Source organism: Pseudoflavitalea rhizosphaerae (assembly GCF_003991355.1).
Taxonomy (GTDB): domain Bacteria; phylum Bacteroidota; class Bacteroidia; order Chitinophagales; family Chitinophagaceae; genus Pseudobacter; species Pseudobacter rhizosphaerae.
The window spans coordinates 283,704-301,196 of sequence record NZ_RCSU01000007.1 but is presented as its reverse complement, the minus strand read 5'-3'; the positions used below and the strand labels follow the sequence as shown (position 1 = coordinate 301,196).

Here is a 17,493-nt window from a genome sequence, read left to right as displayed (position 1 = left end):
TGTTTATTGTTGATTTATAGAGTGTGAGTATACTCACTACCTGATTTTATAAATAAAGTCGTTGTTCAGGAACTGGGCCTTGATCTTGTTCAGATCATAAGAGATGCTGGCATCAACCAGTGTATCTCCGATCTCCAGTTTGAACCCACCGAGAATAGCTTCATCCACTGTAGTAGTGAGATCGATATTCTTTGTTCCTGCCTGCTCCTGTACTTTGGCGACGATCTGGTTCTTCAGGTCTTCGCTTACAGGAATGGCAGTGGTGAGACGAATAGTTTGAATTCCTTTGTGTTGCTTGTACTGGTCTATGAACGCTGCTACGATCTCGGGCAGGTTGCCTTCGCGGCCTTTGTTTACCAGCAGGCGGTTGAAAGAAGCCGTTAGTTCTGTGATCTCACTGCCTGTTACAGCATCCAGGATAGCAGCCTTCTTATCGGCCTTTACCACAGGGCTTTTCAGCAGGTTTACGAAATCGCGACTGTTCTTACAAACCTTCTGCAGGAAGAGCATATCTTTATATACTTCCTCCAGTGCATTTCTTTCGAGCGCCAGGTCTACCAGGCTCTTTGCATATCTTCCAGCTAAACGTGGATTGGGCATAATAAAGATTAAATTAGTTCAGTTTCACTTCGCTTGCCAATGATTTGATATAGTTCTCCTGCTCAGCTTTATTGGCCAGTTCGCGGCGCAGTACTTTTTCAGCTACTTCGATAACGAGGTTACCAACCTGATTTTTCACATCAGTGAGGGCAGCCATTTTCTGCTGTTCGATAGCAGATCTTGCATCCAGGATCAGCTTGTTGGCTTCAACTTTTGCTTTTTCTTTTGCTTCGTTGATGATCCTGTCTCTTGTTTCCGCAGCATCTTTCAGCAGTTTTGCTCTTTCTTCACGTGCTTCAGCCAGCAGTCTTTCATTATCGCTCTTCATCTGGGCCATTTCAGCCTTTACTCTTTCGGCAGTAGCCAGAGAGTCAGCAATACCTGTTTCCCTTTCTTTCAGGGAGTTCAGGATGGGCTTCCAGGCAAATTTGGAAAGGATGTAGAATACGATGAGGAAAGCCAGCGCAGTCCAGATCAATAAACCATTTTCTGGTACAAGTAAGTCGATGCCGGATTTAAGTAATATCATATATAAGCTTTAATAATAGCAACAGTAATTAAAAACAGAATTTGAAAGATTACTGCATCCTCGGCCCTTTGCGTTGGATGCAGTAATAATGTTTGTTTAAACGAACATAGCCAGGATACCTGCGATAACTGCGAACAGGGCAACACCCTCTACGAACGCAGCAGTCAGGATCATGTTAGCGCGGATGTCGTTAGCAGCTTCCGGTTGGCGGGCAATAGCTTCTACTGCACCTTTACCAATCTGACCGATACCGATACCAGCACCGATTGCAGCCATACCTGCACCGATAGCGCCTCCGGCATTAGCCCAGGCTACTTCGCTCAACATAATGTTTAAAAGATCCATTTTTCTGTTTTTATTAGAATTGATAAAAAATGACAACGTTTATTAAATGATCACTGCATCATCCGGCAGATCGTGGTGCGCATGATCATCATGGTGATGTGTTTCTTCAATAGCCTGGCCAATGAACACGGCTGTGAGGTTAGTGAAGATGAACGCCTGGATGAATGCTACCAGCACTTCAATCAGGAAGATGAACACAGAGAAACCGATGGAGATGGGTGAGAATCCCCAACCGATACCTGCACTCATGCCTCCGAAGATGAATATCAGTGAGATCAGACAAATAATAATGATGTGACCAGCCAGCATGTTCGCAAAAAGACGGATGATCAATGCGAATGGCTTGGTGAAAATACTGAGGAACTCAACCAGCACCATGATGGGCTTCACAAAACCAGGCACAGGTGGGTTGAAGATATGACCCCAGAAATGTTTGTTACCGCTGAAGAGGATCACAATGAAAGAGATCACACCGAGAACAGCAGTGAACGCGATATTACCGGTTACGTTGGCTGATCCGGGGAGCAGGCCAAAGAGGTTATTGATCAGGATGAAAAAGAAGATGGTCAGCAGCAGGGGCAGATACTTCGTATACTTATGACCGAGGTTTGGCTTTGCCACTTCATCCCTTACAAAAGTGATCACAGGCTCGATGGCATTCTGGAAACCAGATGGAGCCTGTTTTACACCAATTCCTTTTTTGTATTTTTTAGCAATGCTCAGCATGATCACCACCAGTAAGGTGAGCGCCACCAGCATCTGAACTACGTTACGTGTGAGGGAGATATCGTAAACTGTTACGGACTCATCGATCTGTCCGGCTTCGTTCACAGGGAACACTTTACCATCTACCAGTCTGTATCCGTTATAGTCTGCATGACCGTGCTCGAATTTAGAGCTGAGGAATGCAGTGAAACCGCGCTGCGGGGAGTAAAGCATTACAGGCAGCGGGAGGGAAATGGGATGCAAATGACCATCTTCGCCGGTAACGTCCATGAAATGGTATTCATGCCCGTCCAGAACGTGGTCGAAAATCACCTTATTGGCATCGAAACCCTTCTTTTTTTCTGTAGCGGCATGGCCCTGTTCTTCATGCTGGTCATGCTGTGCAAGAGTTACATTAGAAAATAGAATCATAAAAAGGCTGAAACTCGCTACAGCAAAGGATTTGAGACTGCTAACCTTCATACCTGTCGTTAAATTTGGCGCAAAGATACGTTGGGGACGGCTGAAAAAGAACGAGTGTTGAAAGTATTTTACTGAAAGGAGGGAAAAAGAGGGCCCATGAGGAAAAATGCAGGAGCAAGTGGTCACAAAATTGACGAAAATGAAAAAGTGGAATTAAAACCAGATATGTTCTTAAAACACTATTACTTGAAAATCAGCCTTTTTGCTGCCTGAGATTTCTTATACGCTCCAATTCAATAACATCTAACTGGTCCTTAGGTCGGTTTACCACTTTCTTGTTATCTATCAAATGGTTAATCTGAAGAAAAGGCACTTTCAAATGGTTAATCTGAAGAAAAGGCACTTTGATTCCTTCCAATTCTGCAATTGAAGCCATTTTCAAGCATTCCTCAAAACTAATATCGACTCCTTTTAATGAAGTCATTATATCAAGCACGATACCGTCTTCAGAAGAAGATCTGCATCTGCAGTCGCTCTAATATATCCGTGCATATTGACTGCAAAACCGCCAACCATTATGTACAAAACTCCATTCTGGTTTAGTCCTTTCCAAAACCTTAACAGACCATCATCCATTATGTCCATAGAAAGAAATTAAGACTGGTGAGTGATTTTAGCGGATGCCAGCATCTTACCTATACGCAACATTCTGCGAAAAAGTTTGTATTTCTCGATATCAGATAAGCGCATATGCTGCTCCAAACGTTTATCTTCAACATCCTGATGGGATTTGTATTCAGCATCGTGATCATTTACTTGTTGAAGATGCTGCTCCTCCTTTTTCGGATACTCTTTCATTAATGCAATTTACTAATTTCTTTGGGAAGAAGAATTGGTACAGTCGTTTTGTAGCTCACTCTTTTTTCTTTTGGGCAGCCAATTTATTGTTCAACTCCTCCAGGTCTTGAAGATCAGCAAGGTTAGCATCTATTTCCTTTCTTTTCTTATTGAAAACTTCATAAATCTCAGAAACACTTTCTTCCATTTGGGCATTGCTTATTCTGCCGGAATCTTTCAATACAGTTTTGTCGTTGAATTCAAGGATCCTATCCACATTTTCTTTCCAAAAGCCCATAGTTGGTGCGTTACGGTTCTTAACTCTTAACTCTGCAGTTTCAAGAAAGATTACTACCAACCTGTTTAAGGTATCAATTTCATCCTCTAGCAAATAATTCTTGGCTATATAAATATCTTGCTTACGAACTACTTCACCTTTCCATGATGTCAAAGCCATATTAGGCTTATCTGCATCAGCTCTTGTTACAATGATCTCTGCCGCAGTTTTCCCCGTAACTGCATACAGCAATTTATTCTGAGTTTCAGCAAAAAACATTTGTGTTGCTTTATCGGTTGGATCATAATCGGAGCTCAAAGCGAAAAGGTCTCTTACTTTTTGATAAAACCGCTTTTCTGAAGCTCTGATATCACGAATCCGTTCTAATAGTTCATCAAAATAGTCCGGTCTACCATCTGGATTTTTTAAACGCTCATCATCTATCAGAAAACCCTTGATCAAATATTGTCGAAGATTTTGATTAGCCCATATTCTAAATTGAGTTCCGCGTTTACTCCTGACCCTGAATCCAATTGCCAGGATCATGTCAAGTGAGTAAAAAGAAACATTATATTGTTTACCGTCAGCACCAGTATTCAAGTAATCCTTGACAACTGAATTTGAACTCAACTCACTCTCTTTCAATATATTAATTATGTGATTACTAATATTTTGAACGGAGGTGTCAAAAAGTTCCGCTAACTGAGCCTGGTTCATCCAAACATTTCCATCACGTGCATAAAGTAGTACAGATGATTTGCCATCCGAAGTATTATAAATGATTATTTCCTGCTTTTCCATAGTATAAAATTACAGGTCCTTAAAACAATGATAATAGCTTACTACAAAGAAAAAATGAATACAATACATTCATCGTTCCTCTACCCCTGCACCTGCTTCTCAAACTGCATCTGGTGCAACTTGTAATAAAAGCCCTGCAGCTTCATCAGTTCCTCATGATTACCGGCTTCCTTCACTTCTCCCTTGTCCAGCACAATGATCTGTGTGGCTTTGCGGATGGTGCTCAACCTGTGTGCAATCACAATACTCGTTCTACCTGCTATCAATTTTTCGATAGCTTCCTGGATCAATAATTCGCTTTCTGTGTCCACCGAAGAAGTGGCTTCGTCCAGGATCAGAATGGATGGATTGTATAATAATGCGCGGATAAACGATAATAACTGTCGCTGCCCCAAACTCAGGGTACTACCTCTTTCCATCACGTTGTAATCATAGCCGCCGGGCAATTGCATGATGAAATCGTGCATACCGATCAGCTTTGCTGCTTCAACTACCCTTTCGCGTGGGATCGCGGGGTTGCGTAACGTGATATTGTCCAGCACGGAACCGGAGAACAGGAATACATCCTGCAGCACTACACCTACATTTTTGCGGAGCGCATCCAGCCGGAATTCTTCGATATCCACATCATCCACGCGGATAGCACCTTTCTGGATATGATAGAGTCGATTGATCAGACTGATGATGGTGGTCTTGCCGCTGCCTGTATGCCCAACAATCGCGATAGTTTCCCCGGGTTGTGCTTTGAAGTTTACATCTTTCAGCACATAACGGTCATCCACATAGGCAAAGCTCACATGATCGAATTCGATCTTTCCCTTCACCTGTTCCGGTGAAAACTGCCCATCTTTCTTCACATAATCTTCATTGTCCAGTACTTTGAACACACGCTCACTGGCCACCATACCCATCTGCAGAACGTTGAACTTATCAGCAATCACGCGGAGCGGGCGGAAGAGCAGGTTCAGACAGAGATAGAAGGAGATCATTTTACCGATCAGGTCTTCTGCCGATTTGCCTTCGAGCTGCATGGCATGGGTAGCCGCCCACCAAACGAGTAAACTGGTGCCTACGGCCAGTACAATTTCCACCACGGGAAAGAAAACCGAATAAGCGAAGATGGCTTTGATATTGGCGTTGCGGTGTTCGCGGTTGATCTTTTTGAATTTATTGAACTCGCGGTCTTCTGCGGCAAATGCCTGCACCACTGGCATTCCCGTGATATGTTCCTGTACAAAGGCATTGAGCGCAGCCACGGCATTACGTACACGGATAAACGATTTGTTCACGCTCTCCTTGAAAACATAAGTGGCTGCAATGAGTATCGGGAATGGCGCCAGGCTCACAAGGGTGAGCTGCCAGTCGCTCAGGAACATAAAAAGCAGGATGGCGATGATGGATAAGAGGTCTGCAATGATGGGGATCAGTCCATCAGCAAAAATATCATTGATGGCCTCGATATCATTGATAGTGCGGGTGGTGAGGGTGCCGATGGGCGTTTTATCGAACTGTGAGAGGTTCAGTCCGAGTATCTTCCTGTACACTTTCACACGCAGGTCTTTCACTACGCTCTGGCCCAGCCAGGCCGTGAGGAAGGAGAACCAGAACCGGAAGGCGGACTCAATCAGCAATAACCCGATCTGGATAACGGTTACCCAGATCACAATATCGATGAAGCGGATCTTGTCTACGAGAGCGGCTGCAGCTCCGTCCTTCACATAATCATTGATGGTAAGTTGTATGAGATATGGCCTGATGGGTGATAATACTGCCAGTAGTATCGCCAGGCCCAACGAAATGTAGAATCTTCTCTTATAAGGGGCAGCGAACTGGAACACCCTTCTGAGCAAACCAAAGTTGAATATTTTTTTCTCCTTCCCTTCTGACATACAAGGGGGCAAAGATAGGTACTGTTAGTGTGATAATTACTCTTCTCCCATCGCTTTGCGATAAGCCTTGATAAAAATGGCACCAAGGTTCTTATACGGGGGGATGTAGTCGTCAAATTTTTCCCTGGCGGCGGCATCATTCCTGAATTTGCCGGAGAGATCGCGCCACATCGGGATCCAGTCGATATTCCGGCCTGCCACCAGGTTGTTGTTGATAGCCTGCAGGATAGGTTCGTTCACTACTTTCGTTCCCACCTGTTTGGAAGATATGATATGCGCATCCTTACAAATAGTTAACACTTCATTGAGGTTATTGTACCCGCCACAGGAACCGAGCACCACAATTTTAGCAGTCGGCGCAAGCTTCTTGAGTGTGGACGCGAGGTGGTAGCTATGTCCGCGATGGATCACCACGGAAGGCCTGAGATTTCGTTCTTCCAGGTATGCGATGAGTTTGTTCTGTGCTTTTTCGTCCGGATCATCATCGCCAAGCAGGGGCCTGTTGGCATAGATCCAAACGGGCTTGCCCCTGGTAGAATTGATAGTTACCCATTCAGGATTTTTATCATTGATCCTCCACTCGGCTCTTCCGCGGAACATATTCATGAAATTGATGAAGCTGAGTTGTCCGTCCTTGTCTTCATCGCCATAAAAGAACACTTGTTGAATGACCCGGCCGCTATCATCTACCAGCCCTTTGTAATCCTGATCATAGATCGAAGGAATGCCAAGCTCTGCGGAGAGATCGGTTTTGGTAGTTGTATCTGCGGACTGGAAAAGTATCTTGAGCAGGTTGTAGATCACGATGCCGCGCTTGTTGTTCTCGCGTACATTTTTCTCGTAACTCCAGCGGACCTGGTTGAGCACGAAGCCGGCCATTTCCTTGTCTTTGTCCATGATACTGCTATAGGAATCGGCTACATCCACCGCATCTTCCAGTTCGTCCCCTCCCGGTTTCGGTTTTTCGAGACCGATCACAAACGACTGCATGAGGGTGGCGGCATTTTCCTTGCCCATGGTGCCGAGGAAATTGTTCAGTGTATTGTATCCGGCGGCCATCTTGATGAATTTGCGGAAGTAATCGCCGTGGACGCTCATCAGGAGACTATCGCCGCGGGGATTGGCCATCCGCTCGAAGATGCGTGGGTAAACGCCGCTAACATAACTTGAAGTATAGAGTTCGTCTTCACTGAGAACGGAGATGTAATAGAGTTCCTGCGGTGTGAGGCCTTCCAGTCTTTTGAAGCGTACAGCCGAATTGTTCACATCATGAAGGGCATTGATCTCTCTTACAAAATATTGTTTGGCCTTGCTCGCCATCATGGCGGTAAGGGCTTTCATTTCGTGGGCGGTATCGCGGAGCGGCGGAAGCAGGCGGGCAGCATAATCGATCCGCGTTTTCACCATCAGCCTGAAATATTTGAAATCATCATCTTTCACACTATCGATCTCTGCGAGTGTGATCCTGCCTTTGAGAAGATTATCGAGAAAAGGGAAATACAATTGTCCGCTCTTGCTATTGGCCATTCTTGCCACCATGTTCACGAAGGTATCCGGGTGATTGCGGATACGGTCGCCCAGTTTGTTTCGTGCTGCGGCATAATCATAGAGCCGGCGGGTATCGCGCTGGGCAACCACGCTGATGAGACTATCGGCAAAATATATATTGGGATTATCCCGTAGCACGGGAAGCGCCTGGTCAGGATGCAGTTTAATGAACTTGCGGAGCAGGGTCACTTTGGAACCTGCCATCCCGGGATTGTCGGCAAAATAGAATTCGAAACAATCCACGATGATCTTTCCAATCCCATAGTCCACTTCATCAACGAGGAGTTTGATACTTTCCTTTTTCCTGTTGAGATCGATACCTTTTTCAAAGGCTTTCACAAGGGCAGGCCCCATGGTTGGACCGAAATCACGCTTGTTCACTTTATCGCCATACCCGCGGAGCAAGTATTCCAGCGTACGGAGGTAACGGCCTTTATCATTGCTGTTGAGGGTGGAATCTGTTTCGATATCCATCTGTATTTCATTCACCTGGCGGGTGATGGCATCCAGCGCTTGCAATTTGGTGGACGTATCGATCCGCAGGCGGTCGAATTCCAGTTGAAGTTTCAGCTGCGCCTTATCGATATTGTCGTGCCAGAGGGATCTTTCCCTGGCTATCTGATAACTGGAAGCTCCCTGTCCCTGACCAAGGAGGTCCCCACAGAACAGGATCAATAAGATAACGATTGATATAGATGGTTTCATACGGTGCGATAACTCCGTTGATACCCTGCAAAAATACGACCAATTGACCGTATCGCCCGGAAAATCAATTATTCCCGTATTAGATCAGTTAACAATTTCATAATCGATTAACTACATGTGGCTTGCAGCGGTAAATTAACTTTGCGTAAATTAATTGTTAACATGGATTCTAAAGGAAAGAAGATCTTAATCGCTGATGATGAACCGGATATCCTTGAGATCATACAGTACAATCTGAGCCGGGAAGGGTATGATGTGATCACTGCCAAAGACGGTGATGATGCCCTGGCAAAGGCCAAATCAAGCCAGCCTCAGTTGATTGTACTGGACATTATGATGCCTAAGAAGAATGGAGTGGAAGTTTGTGAGATCCTTCGCGCCCAGCCTGCCTTCAAAGACACCCTTATTATTTTCCTCACCGCCCTGAACGATGAAAGCTCCCATATCAAAGGCCTGGAAACCGGCGCCGATGATTACGTGAGCAAGCCCATCAGTCCCAAAGTACTGGTCAGCCGCGTAAATGCCCTCTTCAGAAGAGTCAACAAAGATGAGCCGGAAGACAAGGTGATCCGCATAGACAACCTGGAGATCGACCCGGTGAAATTTGAAGTGAAAGTGAATGGCAATTCCGTGGTACTGGCTAAAAAGGAATTCGAGCTCCTGTACCTCCTGGCTTCGAGGCCCGGACGCGTGTTCCTGCGGAACGAGATCCTCAATCATGTATGGGGCAACGATGTAATTGTGGGCGACCGCACCATCGATGTCCACATCCGGAAAGTCCGTCAGAAACTCGGCGTGGACTGCATCACAACTGTAAAAGGCGTAGGTTATAAGTTTGATCTGTAATATTGTGGTATGCTTTCCACGAAAAACCTGTCTCCCCGGCAATTAGCCGCTTACACAGCCGGCATCCTGTCGATCCCGATAGCTATCGGTATCGCTGTGCTCACCATGAACTGGAAGATCGGTCTGGTCTCACTCGGCGTTGTATTCGCCGGTAGTTATTCCCTCATCATTATTACCCTGGAAAGATTCATCTACCGGAAGATCAAACTCATTTACAAACTGATCTACCAGACCAAGGCCACCAAGAAAGAGGAAGTGTATTTCAAATACATCCTTCCTCAAAAAAGTATCGATGAGGTAAGGGAAGACGTGGAAGAATGGGGTGAAAGACGCAACCGTGAAATTGAATCGCTCCGCCAGAATGAAGCCTTCCGCAAAGAATTCCTGCAGAACCTGAGCCACGAATTCAAAACGCCCATCTTCGCTATCCAGAGTTTTGTGGAAACACTGCTGGACGGCGCTGCCGATGATGAAAAAGTAAGAACGAAGTTCCTGCAGAATACCTCCAAGAACGTAGACCGCCTGGTGAACCTGGTGAATGACCTCGATGAAATTTCACGACTCGAAAGCGGCGCTCAATTATTGTACAAACAGAATTTCATCATCCAGGACCTGATCCGCGAAACTTACGATTCCCTCTCCATCAAAACACAGGCAAAGCAGATCAAAACCTCTATCAAAAAAGGTTGTGAAGCACCGATAACTGTGTTTGCCGATAAAGAGAAGATCAAACAGGTACTCACCAACCTGGTGGAAAACGCCTGTAAATACGGTAAGAACGGAGGCACCATTGTTGCCAGCGTTTACAAAACCGACGACTCGCATGTACTGATTGAAATTGGCGACGATGGAATCGGGATTGAAGAAGAACACCTGCACCGCATCTTCGAAAGATTTTACAGAACTGATACCGCCCGCAGCAGAGACAAGGGCGGTACCGGCCTGGGACTGGCCATCTGTAAACATATCATAGAAGCACATGGACAAAGTATCCATGTGCGTAGTACCCCTGATGTGGGGACCACTATCGGTTTTACTCTGGAAGCAAAACGCGAAGTGTAATTAGTGAGTCGCCAGTCGCTCGCCTCCGGCGAGTGACTTTTGTTTAGTCGCCTCCGGCGACGTGGTGTTCGCCGGAGGCGAACAAATAGAAGTCGCTCGCCGGGAGGCGAGCGACTGCCAATCTCCGATATTATTTCGGCTTTCTCCTGGAACGCATTGCTTCCAGTGTCTGGCGTTGTTTTTTCACTTCAACATCCTGGGATGCCCTGTCTGTACGGTTGGTGTTCAGCTTCTGCTCCAGTCCTTTTATCTTTTCTACATAAGAAACAGAATCTTCCACCAGCGACTGGAACTTCTTCTCAGCCTTTATTACCAGTGCTTCCTGTTCTTTGATCTGCACTTCCAGGTGATGTGCTTCCATTTTAGGCACCATAGTATTCAGGAAGGATTTTGCCTCTTCGATCTTGTGATAATCAACTGCTGAGCGGAGTCCGATATTTTCGCTGGGTTTGCCGATGATCAGGTACACATTGGTGATATCTTTTTCTTTGCGGCTCTTGCGTTCCACTTTGAAATGCATATCATTCAGGTCCTGGTCATTGTCGTTCAGCCGCACATTGCGGTACACAACAAAACCTTTGGCCTTATCGCCTTTCACGCCTCTGGCGGCCATGGCATCACTGAGCATATCTGCAACTTCCTCCTCAGGATAAGGAAGCTCGATAACTGCTGCTGCTTTGTTGCCTTTCGTGTGTTCCACTTTACCTTCAATAGCGCTTTGAGAGAATGAAGTTGCACTAAAAAGGAGGGAAGCAGCCATCAGGCTGAAGAAGGGGATTCGTTTTTTCATACGTTTATCAACTTGGTTTAACGGGCTAAAAATACATAACTGTTTAGAATATCCGCAGGAAATGAACAGAATGGTTGAGCAGACCGTTATGCCATCAGGGTACCTCTTCCATAGCCTCCGCAGCACTCCGACAGCACTCAACAGGCAACTAACAGGCAATTACCAGGCAATTACCAGGCAACTAAGCACCAACTAACGGACAATAAACCCTGCATAATTCAGCCATCAACAAGCCGGTAAGTTGAATTTCAGCCAGTATTCTCAACCGAACCCTTAATTTTGACGCTGATCTATAAATAATCCGCGTTTGAGCATCAAGAAATTAGCCGGTCAAACCCTCTGGTATGGCGTTCCCAGGATATTCAGCAGGTTCCTCAGCTTTGGCATCAGCCTGCTGGGGTTCCAGTTGTTTGACCCTAACGGTTCCTATGCTTTCACGCAGATCTACGCAGTTATCCCCTTCCTTAACATCTTGTTTACATATGGTCTGGAGACCAGTTATTTCCGGTTTGCGCAGGACCATGACCGTCAGAAACTGTACAATACCCTCAACGTATCCGTTATCATTACCACTATCCTGTTCACCGCCCTTCTCTTTTTATTCGAGAAACCGCTGACCAGTTTTATCGGGATGCAAAGACACCCGGAATTTGTGACCTGGATGATCTGGATCGTTTTCTTCGATACGCTCTATACCATACCCATGGCGCGTTTACGGCAGGAAGAAAGGCCGCGCAAATATGCATTCATCAATATGGTAACGGTAGTGCTGAACGTTGCCATTGTGCTGTTCTTCTTCTATGTAGCCAAACCCGCACGCGAAGCTGATCCCTATACTTTTCTTGGCCAGTTGTACAGACCGGAGATCGGTATCGGCTATTTCATCATCGCCAACGTAATTGCCAGCGCCGTATGTTTATTGCTGTTATATAAAGAGTTTACTTCCTTCCGTTTCCAGTTCGATATGAAATTGTGGAAAGCGGTGATGAAATACAGTTACCCGCTGATCATTGTTGGTTTCGGGGGAATGATCAATGAAATGCTGAGCAGGCTGGTTTATCAGAAAGTGTCAACGGCCACTGTTTCGCAACGCGAGTTCGAACTGGGCGTATTTGGCGCCAACTACAAACTGGCCGTGCTGATCACCATCTTTATCCAGATCTTCCGGATGGCGGCCGAGCCTTTCTTCTTCAATCAGAGCCGGAATGAAGGCGCGCAGCGCATGTACGCCAGGGTGATGAAATTCTTCGTAATTGCCTGCTGTTTCATGTTCCTCTTCATCGCACTCTTCCTGGATGCCTGGAAAGTATTGATAGCTGGCAAACATCCGGAGTATGCCGAAGGCCTGCATATTGTGCCGGTGCTGAGCATGGCCAGTATCTTCCTGGGCATTTATTACAACCTCTCCGTCTGGTATAAGCTCACCAACAAGAATATGACCGGCGCGTATATCACTATCGCCGGCGCAGTAATCACCATTTTACTCAATATCTGGTGGATCCCGCATTTCAAATACACAGGAGCAGCCTGGGCCACTTTCTGTTGCTATTTCTTTATGATGGCCATCAGCTATGTACTGGGACAAAAATATTACCCCATCCCCTACGCTAAGAAGAAGCTGATCACATACCTGGTGATCGTAACGTTGATGTATATCCTTCATGAAGTGATTGCCCGTAACCTGGACCCGCACAGCTCGTATTACAAAATAACCTACTACGGTACAGGACTGTTATTCTTCCTCCTGTTCACTTTGCTGATCATGAAAGTGGAAAGAAAGGAGCTGGCGCGCCTCCCTCTTGTAGGAAAATTCTTTGCCGGGCCGGCAACCAGATAAGGTCTATCCCAGTACAAAAGGATTATGCTGCTTTTCGTACCCGATCCGGGTTTCAGGTCCGTGGCCGGAATAAACGATGGTTTCATCGGGCAACACATACAAACGGGTTCTAATACTTTCGGCCAGCTGATTGAAATCCCCGCCGGGAAGGTCTGTGCGGCCGATACTGTCGCGGAACAACACATCGCCGCTCAGTATGAAGTTCTGCTCTCTGCAGTAGAAGCTGATGTGGCCGGGGGAATGGCCGGGAGTGAAGAGCACCGTTAACTGGTCAGTACCCAACCGTATGGTATCATATTCGCGTAAAAAGATTACGTCCCCGGAATAGGGTTCAAAGCTCATGTCCCACCGTTCCGCAGCCAACAAAGCCCTGTCGAATACGGCCTTTTCGGTTTCATGCAGGCGTGGCTTCAACCCCCAGGTGGTGAACACGAACTGATCGCCAAAAACATGATCGAAATGACCATGGGTATTTAACAAATATTTAGCCCGGAGACCATTCTGTTCAATGAATTGTTTCAATTCATTGCGTTCGTTTTCGAAATAGCAGCCGGGATCAACTATCAGACAATCGGATTGCTCATTATACACCACATAGGTATTTTCCTGAAGCGGGTTGAATGAGAACTTCTTTATAGTAAGCATGGTGGCGCGGTTTTGCGCAAATTGTATTTTTTTTCGGTAATACGGATTGTTTTAACTTTAAAAGATTAATGAGAGGCTATGGAATTTCAACAGATTAAGCCAATGAGAAAAGTATTTTTCGTATTCCTTGCTACAATGCTGCTATATGTTGATTTGACCGCCCAGGTCAATACTGTGGAGTTTGGAAAGAACCGCGTTCAGTTCAGGAAATTCAAGTGGCAGTATTATCAGTCCACCAACTTCAACACTTACTTCTACGACAATGGTAAAACCATTGCCAACTTTGTAGCACAGGTAGCCGAAGAAGAACTTCCCGCTATGGAGCAATTTGTTGAATACGGATTGCAACGCCGCGCCAATATCGCCATCTACAATACGTTCGATGAACTGCAGCAATCCAATATCGGCCTCAATATGGACTGGCAAACCACCGGCGGCATCACCAAGCTGGTGAACAACAAGATGATCCTTTATTTCGATGGCAACCATGAGCATCTCCGCAAACAGATCCGTCAGGGCATTGCAAAGATCCTCGTAGACAACCTGCTTTTTGGAGATGATCTTGGAGAGTTCGCCGCCAACCAGGCATTGCTCGATCTTCCCAAATGGCTGGTAGACGGATACGTTGAATATGCCGGCGAAGCCTGGAGCACAGACCTCGATAATGAACTCAAGCTCGCTCTCCTCTCCGGCGAATACAAGAACTTCTACCAGTTCGCCTTCGAGAAGCCAATGCTTGCAGGCCACGCTTTCTGGAACTATATCGCGGAAACCTACAAGAAAGAAAATGTAACCTACTTCCTCTATCTCGCCCGTGTTTACCGTAATCTCAATACCGCCTCACAAAGGATTGCCAAGAAAAAATTCAAGGATGTACTGAAAGACTTCATGGACAAGACCACCGAAAAATATTATGCCGATCTCAAAGGCCGCCGTGACGCACCCAAAGGGGCCGCTACCGTAGTGGAAGAAGTGAAGCACAACAGGGACTATTTCCGCTTCACCGGTAATCCAGCTCCCCGCAGCATGACCTATGCCGTAGTGGAATACGTGAAAGGCCAGCACCAGGTAGTGCTCTGGGAAAATATGGTGGACAGGAAAGTACTGCTGAAAAGCGGTGTAAAAAGCAATGAGAACGAAGTGAACCCCAACTATCCGCTGCTCGCCTGGAATGGCAAAGGCACCAAACTGGCCTGCATCTATTGGAAAGAAGGGAAAACACATCTCTTTGTGTACGATGGCGTGGTCCGTTTCAAAAGGATCAAACAGGAAATCTCCCCTTTTGAACAAATACTCGATTTCAAATACGGCCTGGACGATAATACCCTTCTCCTCAGCGCTGTCAGGAACGGCCAGACGGATATCTATATTTACAAGATCGACTCAGACAGCTACGAACAGATCACAGACGATGTATACTCCGATCTCGATCCTTCATTTGTGGCCTTCCCCAGCAAAACAGGCATCATCTTCTCTTCCAACAGGCCCAGCGGCAGCTTCGACCTGAAATCAGATGATACAACGGTCCCCAATAACCGATACAATATTTTCCTGGCAGACAACTGGAACAGGAGCGAATTCAGGCAGATCAGCCAGCTCACCAATATGCAGTACGGCAATGCCCGATACCCGATGCAGTATAATACGTCTCACTTCACTTTTGTGAGCGACCAAACGGGTATCGCTAACCGCTTTGCCGGTTTCTTCCACACAGTGCGTGCTGGTGCAGACACGGTTTTCATTGTGGGCGATGAGATCCTCCGCAACCCGGATCCCCTGGTGCTGGACTCAACCCTCAAAGCATGGGGCAAGAACGAACCAGACAGCATGTTCTCCTTCTCCATGACCAACGATTCCGCCTATGTATTTCCCATCACCAACTACGCCAGCAACCTGCTGGAAACAAAGATCGCGGGAGATAAAGGCATGATCAGCGAAACCAGGCAGCAGGGCAATCTCAAATTCCTCTACCGCCTCCGCATAGACGAAACCGCCCTCAGGCGCAGGAACGTGAATCCCAAACCAACGGAATACCGTAAACGCATTCTCGGACAGGATGCAACCAGGGCTTCAGCCGGTCACGCCATCCAACTGAAAACGCCGGGCAACCGCGATACTACAAAGAACGATGCCTTTGAAACTGGCTTCGAAAAAGAACCACCACCCACCAATCCGCCTGTTACAGAACCGGCAAGGGCCATCACTGCCCAGGACAGTGCCGTTGCAGCACAACGCATTGCCAGCATCTTCGATACCGGTGGTGAAGAACCCGTTGGCAAAGAGCCCATCCTCAGAAAGGCCAAGCTCTTCGATTATAAACTCAAATTCTCCGTAGACAATGTGTCCGGAGGTTTCAATAACGATGTACTGATCAGCCGTTACCAGATCTATACCGGCTCATTGCCTGTGTCCATGCAGAACGGTTCTTCCTTCAACGGTATGATCAAGGCCTCCATCTTCGACCTGTTTGAAGATATCCGCTTCACAGGTGCATTTCGTTTACCGCTGATCGGTGGTATTGGTTCGGGTGGCGGCGCTTCTATCGGTACCGGCGGAGCAGGAATTTATGTTCCCGTTAACCAGTCGCTCTTCGATGGTGGCAGCGAATGGTTCGCCCGTGTGGATTACCTGAAGAAAAGGCTCGACTTCTCGCTCCTGTATTACAGGAAAACAGAAATCGGCCAGGTGCCGCTGGTGAATGGCAACCTCCTGAACCTGGAAGCCAAATCCTTCACCAACCTCTACCAGGCGGTGATCAAATATCCGTTCGACAGGGTCCGTAGCCTCCGCCTCTCCGCCGGCATCCGCACAGACAAGGTATTCCTGCGCACAGACTGGCGCCAGGGCGCAGAGATCTCACTGGACTCTCCGGAGATCGCCAACCAGACCTTTGCTGTATCCAGACTGGAATATGTGTACGATAATTCTATCCAGAAAGCAACCAATATCCTCAATGGGCTTCGTTATAAGATCTATGCCGACCTGAATGCTCAGGTGAATAAGCCCGAAGACAAGGCTACCAATACGCAGAAAACGGGAAGGATGACCACTAATATCGGCTTCGATGCCCGTTATTATTTCCCCATCTACAGGAACTTCATCTGGGCTGTTCGTGGTGCAGGTGACATGAGTTTCGGAGATAAGAAGATCATCTATTATCTCGGCGGGTCAGACGGCTGGTTATTCCCCAAATACTATCCTGTGCCTCAACCACAGGACCCAACCTATGCGTATCAATCGCTGGCAGTGAATCTCCGCGGCTTCAAACAGAATATCGCGAATGGCAACAATGCACTTGTGATCAACAGTGAACTTCGTTTCCCTGTATTCTCCACGCTGATCAACAGGCCGATCAACAATGCCTTCGTCCGCAATTTCCAGGTTATCCAGTTCTTTGACCTGGGCACCGCCTGGAATGGAGAGTACAATAAATTATCAAGGCCATCGCTCACTTATCCTTCGGACCCCAACTTACCGGACTTCACTTACCTGAAGAGCAAAGCCGGTGGTATCGGGCCTTTCGCCGGTACTTACGGATTTGGTGTGCGCAGTATGTTACTGGGTTATTTCCTTCGCCTGGATGCAGGATGGGAAATGGGCCGCTTTTTTGGTGGCAAGCCCATTTTACATTTTGCGATGGGAGTGGATTTCTAA

At 46.7% G+C, this 17,493-nt stretch carries 15 protein-coding genes; 5 read left to right on the top strand and 10 right to left on the bottom strand.

Translation table 11 applies throughout. The features are described 5' to 3' along the window. Positions 1 to 36: 36 nt before the first annotated feature. The 8 genes from atpH to D9Y29_RS14435 all read right to left on the bottom strand — a co-directional run bounded on the left by atpH (position 37) and on the right by D9Y29_RS14435 (position 8,659). On the bottom strand, positions 37 to 600 hold the full coding sequence (atpH, locus tag D9Y29_RS14475; protein WP_127129345.1) for an ATP synthase F1 subunit delta: 564 nt from the start codon (positions 598 to 600) through the stop codon (positions 37 to 39). 13 nt (positions 601 to 613) lie between these two features. Then, a complete protein-coding gene (atpF, locus tag D9Y29_RS14470) occupies positions 614 to 1,129 on the bottom strand; it encodes a F0F1 ATP synthase subunit B (RefSeq protein WP_241237942.1) in 516 nt (171 codons plus the stop codon). 96 nt (positions 1,130 to 1,225) lie between these two features. Continuing rightward, positions 1,226 to 1,474: an ATP synthase F0 subunit C gene (atpE, locus tag D9Y29_RS14465; protein ID WP_127129343.1), complete on the bottom strand. Its 249-nt coding sequence runs from the start codon at positions 1,472 to 1,474 to the stop codon at positions 1,226 to 1,228. Positions 1,475 to 1,516: 42 nt separating this feature from the next. Further along, a complete protein-coding gene (atpB, locus tag D9Y29_RS14460) occupies positions 1,517 to 2,611 on the bottom strand; it encodes a F0F1 ATP synthase subunit A (RefSeq protein WP_241237941.1) in 1,095 nt (364 codons plus the stop codon). A 645-nt stretch (positions 2,612 to 3,256) separates the two neighbouring features. Beyond that, complete coding sequence (locus D9Y29_RS14450; protein ID WP_127129339.1) at positions 3,257 to 3,460, bottom strand: hypothetical protein; 204 nt, start codon at positions 3,458 to 3,460, stop codon at positions 3,257 to 3,259. A gap of 55 nt (positions 3,461 to 3,515) precedes the next feature. Beyond that, positions 3,516 to 4,517, bottom strand: coding sequence for a virulence RhuM family protein (locus tag D9Y29_RS14445; RefSeq protein WP_127129337.1), 1,002 nt, complete (start codon positions 4,515 to 4,517; stop codon positions 3,516 to 3,518). An 80-nt stretch (positions 4,518 to 4,597) separates the two neighbouring features. Then, positions 4,598 to 6,406 carry an ABC transporter ATP-binding protein gene (locus tag D9Y29_RS14440; protein WP_127129335.1) on the bottom strand — a complete coding sequence of 603 codons (1,809 nt, stop codon included), beginning with the start codon at positions 6,404 to 6,406 and terminating at the stop codon, positions 4,598 to 4,600. Between the two features lie 36 nt (positions 6,407 to 6,442). After that, complete coding sequence (locus tag D9Y29_RS14435) at positions 6,443 to 8,659, bottom strand: hypothetical protein (protein ID WP_127129333.1); 2,217 nt, start codon at positions 8,657 to 8,659, stop codon at positions 6,443 to 6,445. 162 nt (positions 8,660 to 8,821) lie between these two features. Between D9Y29_RS14435 and D9Y29_RS14430 the strand changes: the two genes are divergently transcribed. Together D9Y29_RS14430 and D9Y29_RS14425 are read left to right on the top strand one after the other, a co-directional pair. Next, positions 8,822 to 9,505: a response regulator gene (locus tag D9Y29_RS14430; protein ID WP_127129331.1), complete on the top strand. Its 684-nt coding sequence runs from the start codon at positions 8,822 to 8,824 to the stop codon at positions 9,503 to 9,505. Positions 9,506 to 9,514: 9 nt separating this feature from the next. Further along, on the top strand, positions 9,515 to 10,567 hold the full coding sequence (locus D9Y29_RS14425) for a sensor histidine kinase (RefSeq protein WP_127129329.1): 1,053 nt from the start codon (positions 9,515 to 9,517) through the stop codon (positions 10,565 to 10,567). Positions 10,568 to 10,697: 130 nt separating this feature from the next. Here D9Y29_RS14425 and D9Y29_RS14420 read toward each other — a convergent pair whose 3' ends face one another. Continuing rightward, a complete protein-coding gene (locus D9Y29_RS14420; protein WP_127129327.1) occupies positions 10,698 to 11,357 on the bottom strand; it encodes a hypothetical protein in 660 nt (219 codons plus the stop codon). A 61-nt stretch (positions 11,358 to 11,418) separates the two neighbouring features. Between D9Y29_RS14420 and D9Y29_RS26910 the strand changes: the two genes are divergently transcribed. Beyond that, positions 11,419 to 11,553, top strand: coding sequence for a hypothetical protein (locus D9Y29_RS26910; protein WP_277601126.1), 135 nt, complete (start codon positions 11,419 to 11,421; stop codon positions 11,551 to 11,553). A gap of 111 nt (positions 11,554 to 11,664) precedes the next feature. After that, positions 11,665 to 13,194 carry a lipopolysaccharide biosynthesis protein gene (locus tag D9Y29_RS14415; protein WP_127129325.1) on the top strand — a complete coding sequence of 510 codons (1,530 nt, stop codon included), beginning with the start codon at positions 11,665 to 11,667 and terminating at the stop codon, positions 13,192 to 13,194. Positions 13,195 to 13,197: 3 nt separating this feature from the next. Here D9Y29_RS14415 and D9Y29_RS14410 read toward each other — a convergent pair whose 3' ends face one another. Continuing rightward, positions 13,198 to 13,839 carry an MBL fold metallo-hydrolase gene (locus tag D9Y29_RS14410; protein WP_127129323.1) on the bottom strand — a complete coding sequence of 214 codons (642 nt, stop codon included), beginning with the start codon at positions 13,837 to 13,839 and terminating at the stop codon, positions 13,198 to 13,200. A 102-nt stretch (positions 13,840 to 13,941) separates the two neighbouring features. Between D9Y29_RS14410 and D9Y29_RS14405 the strand changes: the two genes are divergently transcribed. Further along, on the top strand, positions 13,942 to 17,493 hold the full coding sequence (locus D9Y29_RS14405; protein ID WP_241237940.1) for a hypothetical protein: 3,552 nt from the start codon (positions 13,942 to 13,944) through the stop codon (positions 17,491 to 17,493).

Excerpts from the sequence above, each read along its gene's own strand:
- atpH (WP_127129345.1), bottom strand. The coding sequence starts at position 600 with ATGCCCAATCCACGTTTAGCTGGAAGATATGCAAAGAGCCTGGTAGAC.
- atpF (WP_241237942.1), bottom strand. The coding sequence starts at position 1,129 with ATGATATTACTTAAATCCGGCATCGACTTACTTGTACCAGAAAATGGT.
- atpE (WP_127129343.1), bottom strand. The coding sequence starts at position 1,474 with ATGGATCTTTTAAACATTATGTTGAGCGAAGTAGCCTGGGCTAATGCC.
- atpB (WP_241237941.1), bottom strand. The coding sequence starts at position 2,611 with ATGATTCTATTTTCTAATGTAACTCTTGCACAGCATGACCAGCATGAA.
- D9Y29_RS14450 (WP_127129339.1), bottom strand. The coding sequence starts at position 3,460 with ATGAAAGAGTATCCGAAAAAGGAGGAGCAGCATCTTCAACAAGTAAAT.
- D9Y29_RS14445 (WP_127129337.1), bottom strand. The coding sequence starts at position 4,517 with ATGGAAAAGCAGGAAATAATCATTTATAATACTTCGGATGGCAAATCA.
- D9Y29_RS14440 (WP_127129335.1), bottom strand. The coding sequence starts at position 6,406 with ATGTCAGAAGGGAAGGAGAAAAAAATATTCAACTTTGGTTTGCTCAGA.
- D9Y29_RS14435 (WP_127129333.1), bottom strand. The coding sequence starts at position 8,659 with ATGAAACCATCTATATCAATCGTTATCTTATTGATCCTGTTCTGTGGG.
- D9Y29_RS14430 (WP_127129331.1), top strand. The coding sequence starts at position 8,822 with ATGGATTCTAAAGGAAAGAAGATCTTAATCGCTGATGATGAACCGGAT.
- D9Y29_RS14425 (WP_127129329.1), top strand. The coding sequence starts at position 9,515 with ATGCTTTCCACGAAAAACCTGTCTCCCCGGCAATTAGCCGCTTACACA.
- D9Y29_RS14420 (WP_127129327.1), bottom strand. The coding sequence starts at position 11,357 with ATGAAAAAACGAATCCCCTTCTTCAGCCTGATGGCTGCTTCCCTCCTT.
- D9Y29_RS26910 (WP_277601126.1), top strand. The coding sequence starts at position 11,419 with ATGAACAGAATGGTTGAGCAGACCGTTATGCCATCAGGGTACCTCTTC.
- D9Y29_RS14410 (WP_127129323.1), bottom strand. The coding sequence starts at position 13,839 with ATGCTTACTATAAAGAAGTTCTCATTCAACCCGCTTCAGGAAAATACC.
- D9Y29_RS14405 (WP_241237940.1), top strand. The coding sequence starts at position 13,942 with ATGAGAAAAGTATTTTTCGTATTCCTTGCTACAATGCTGCTATATGTT.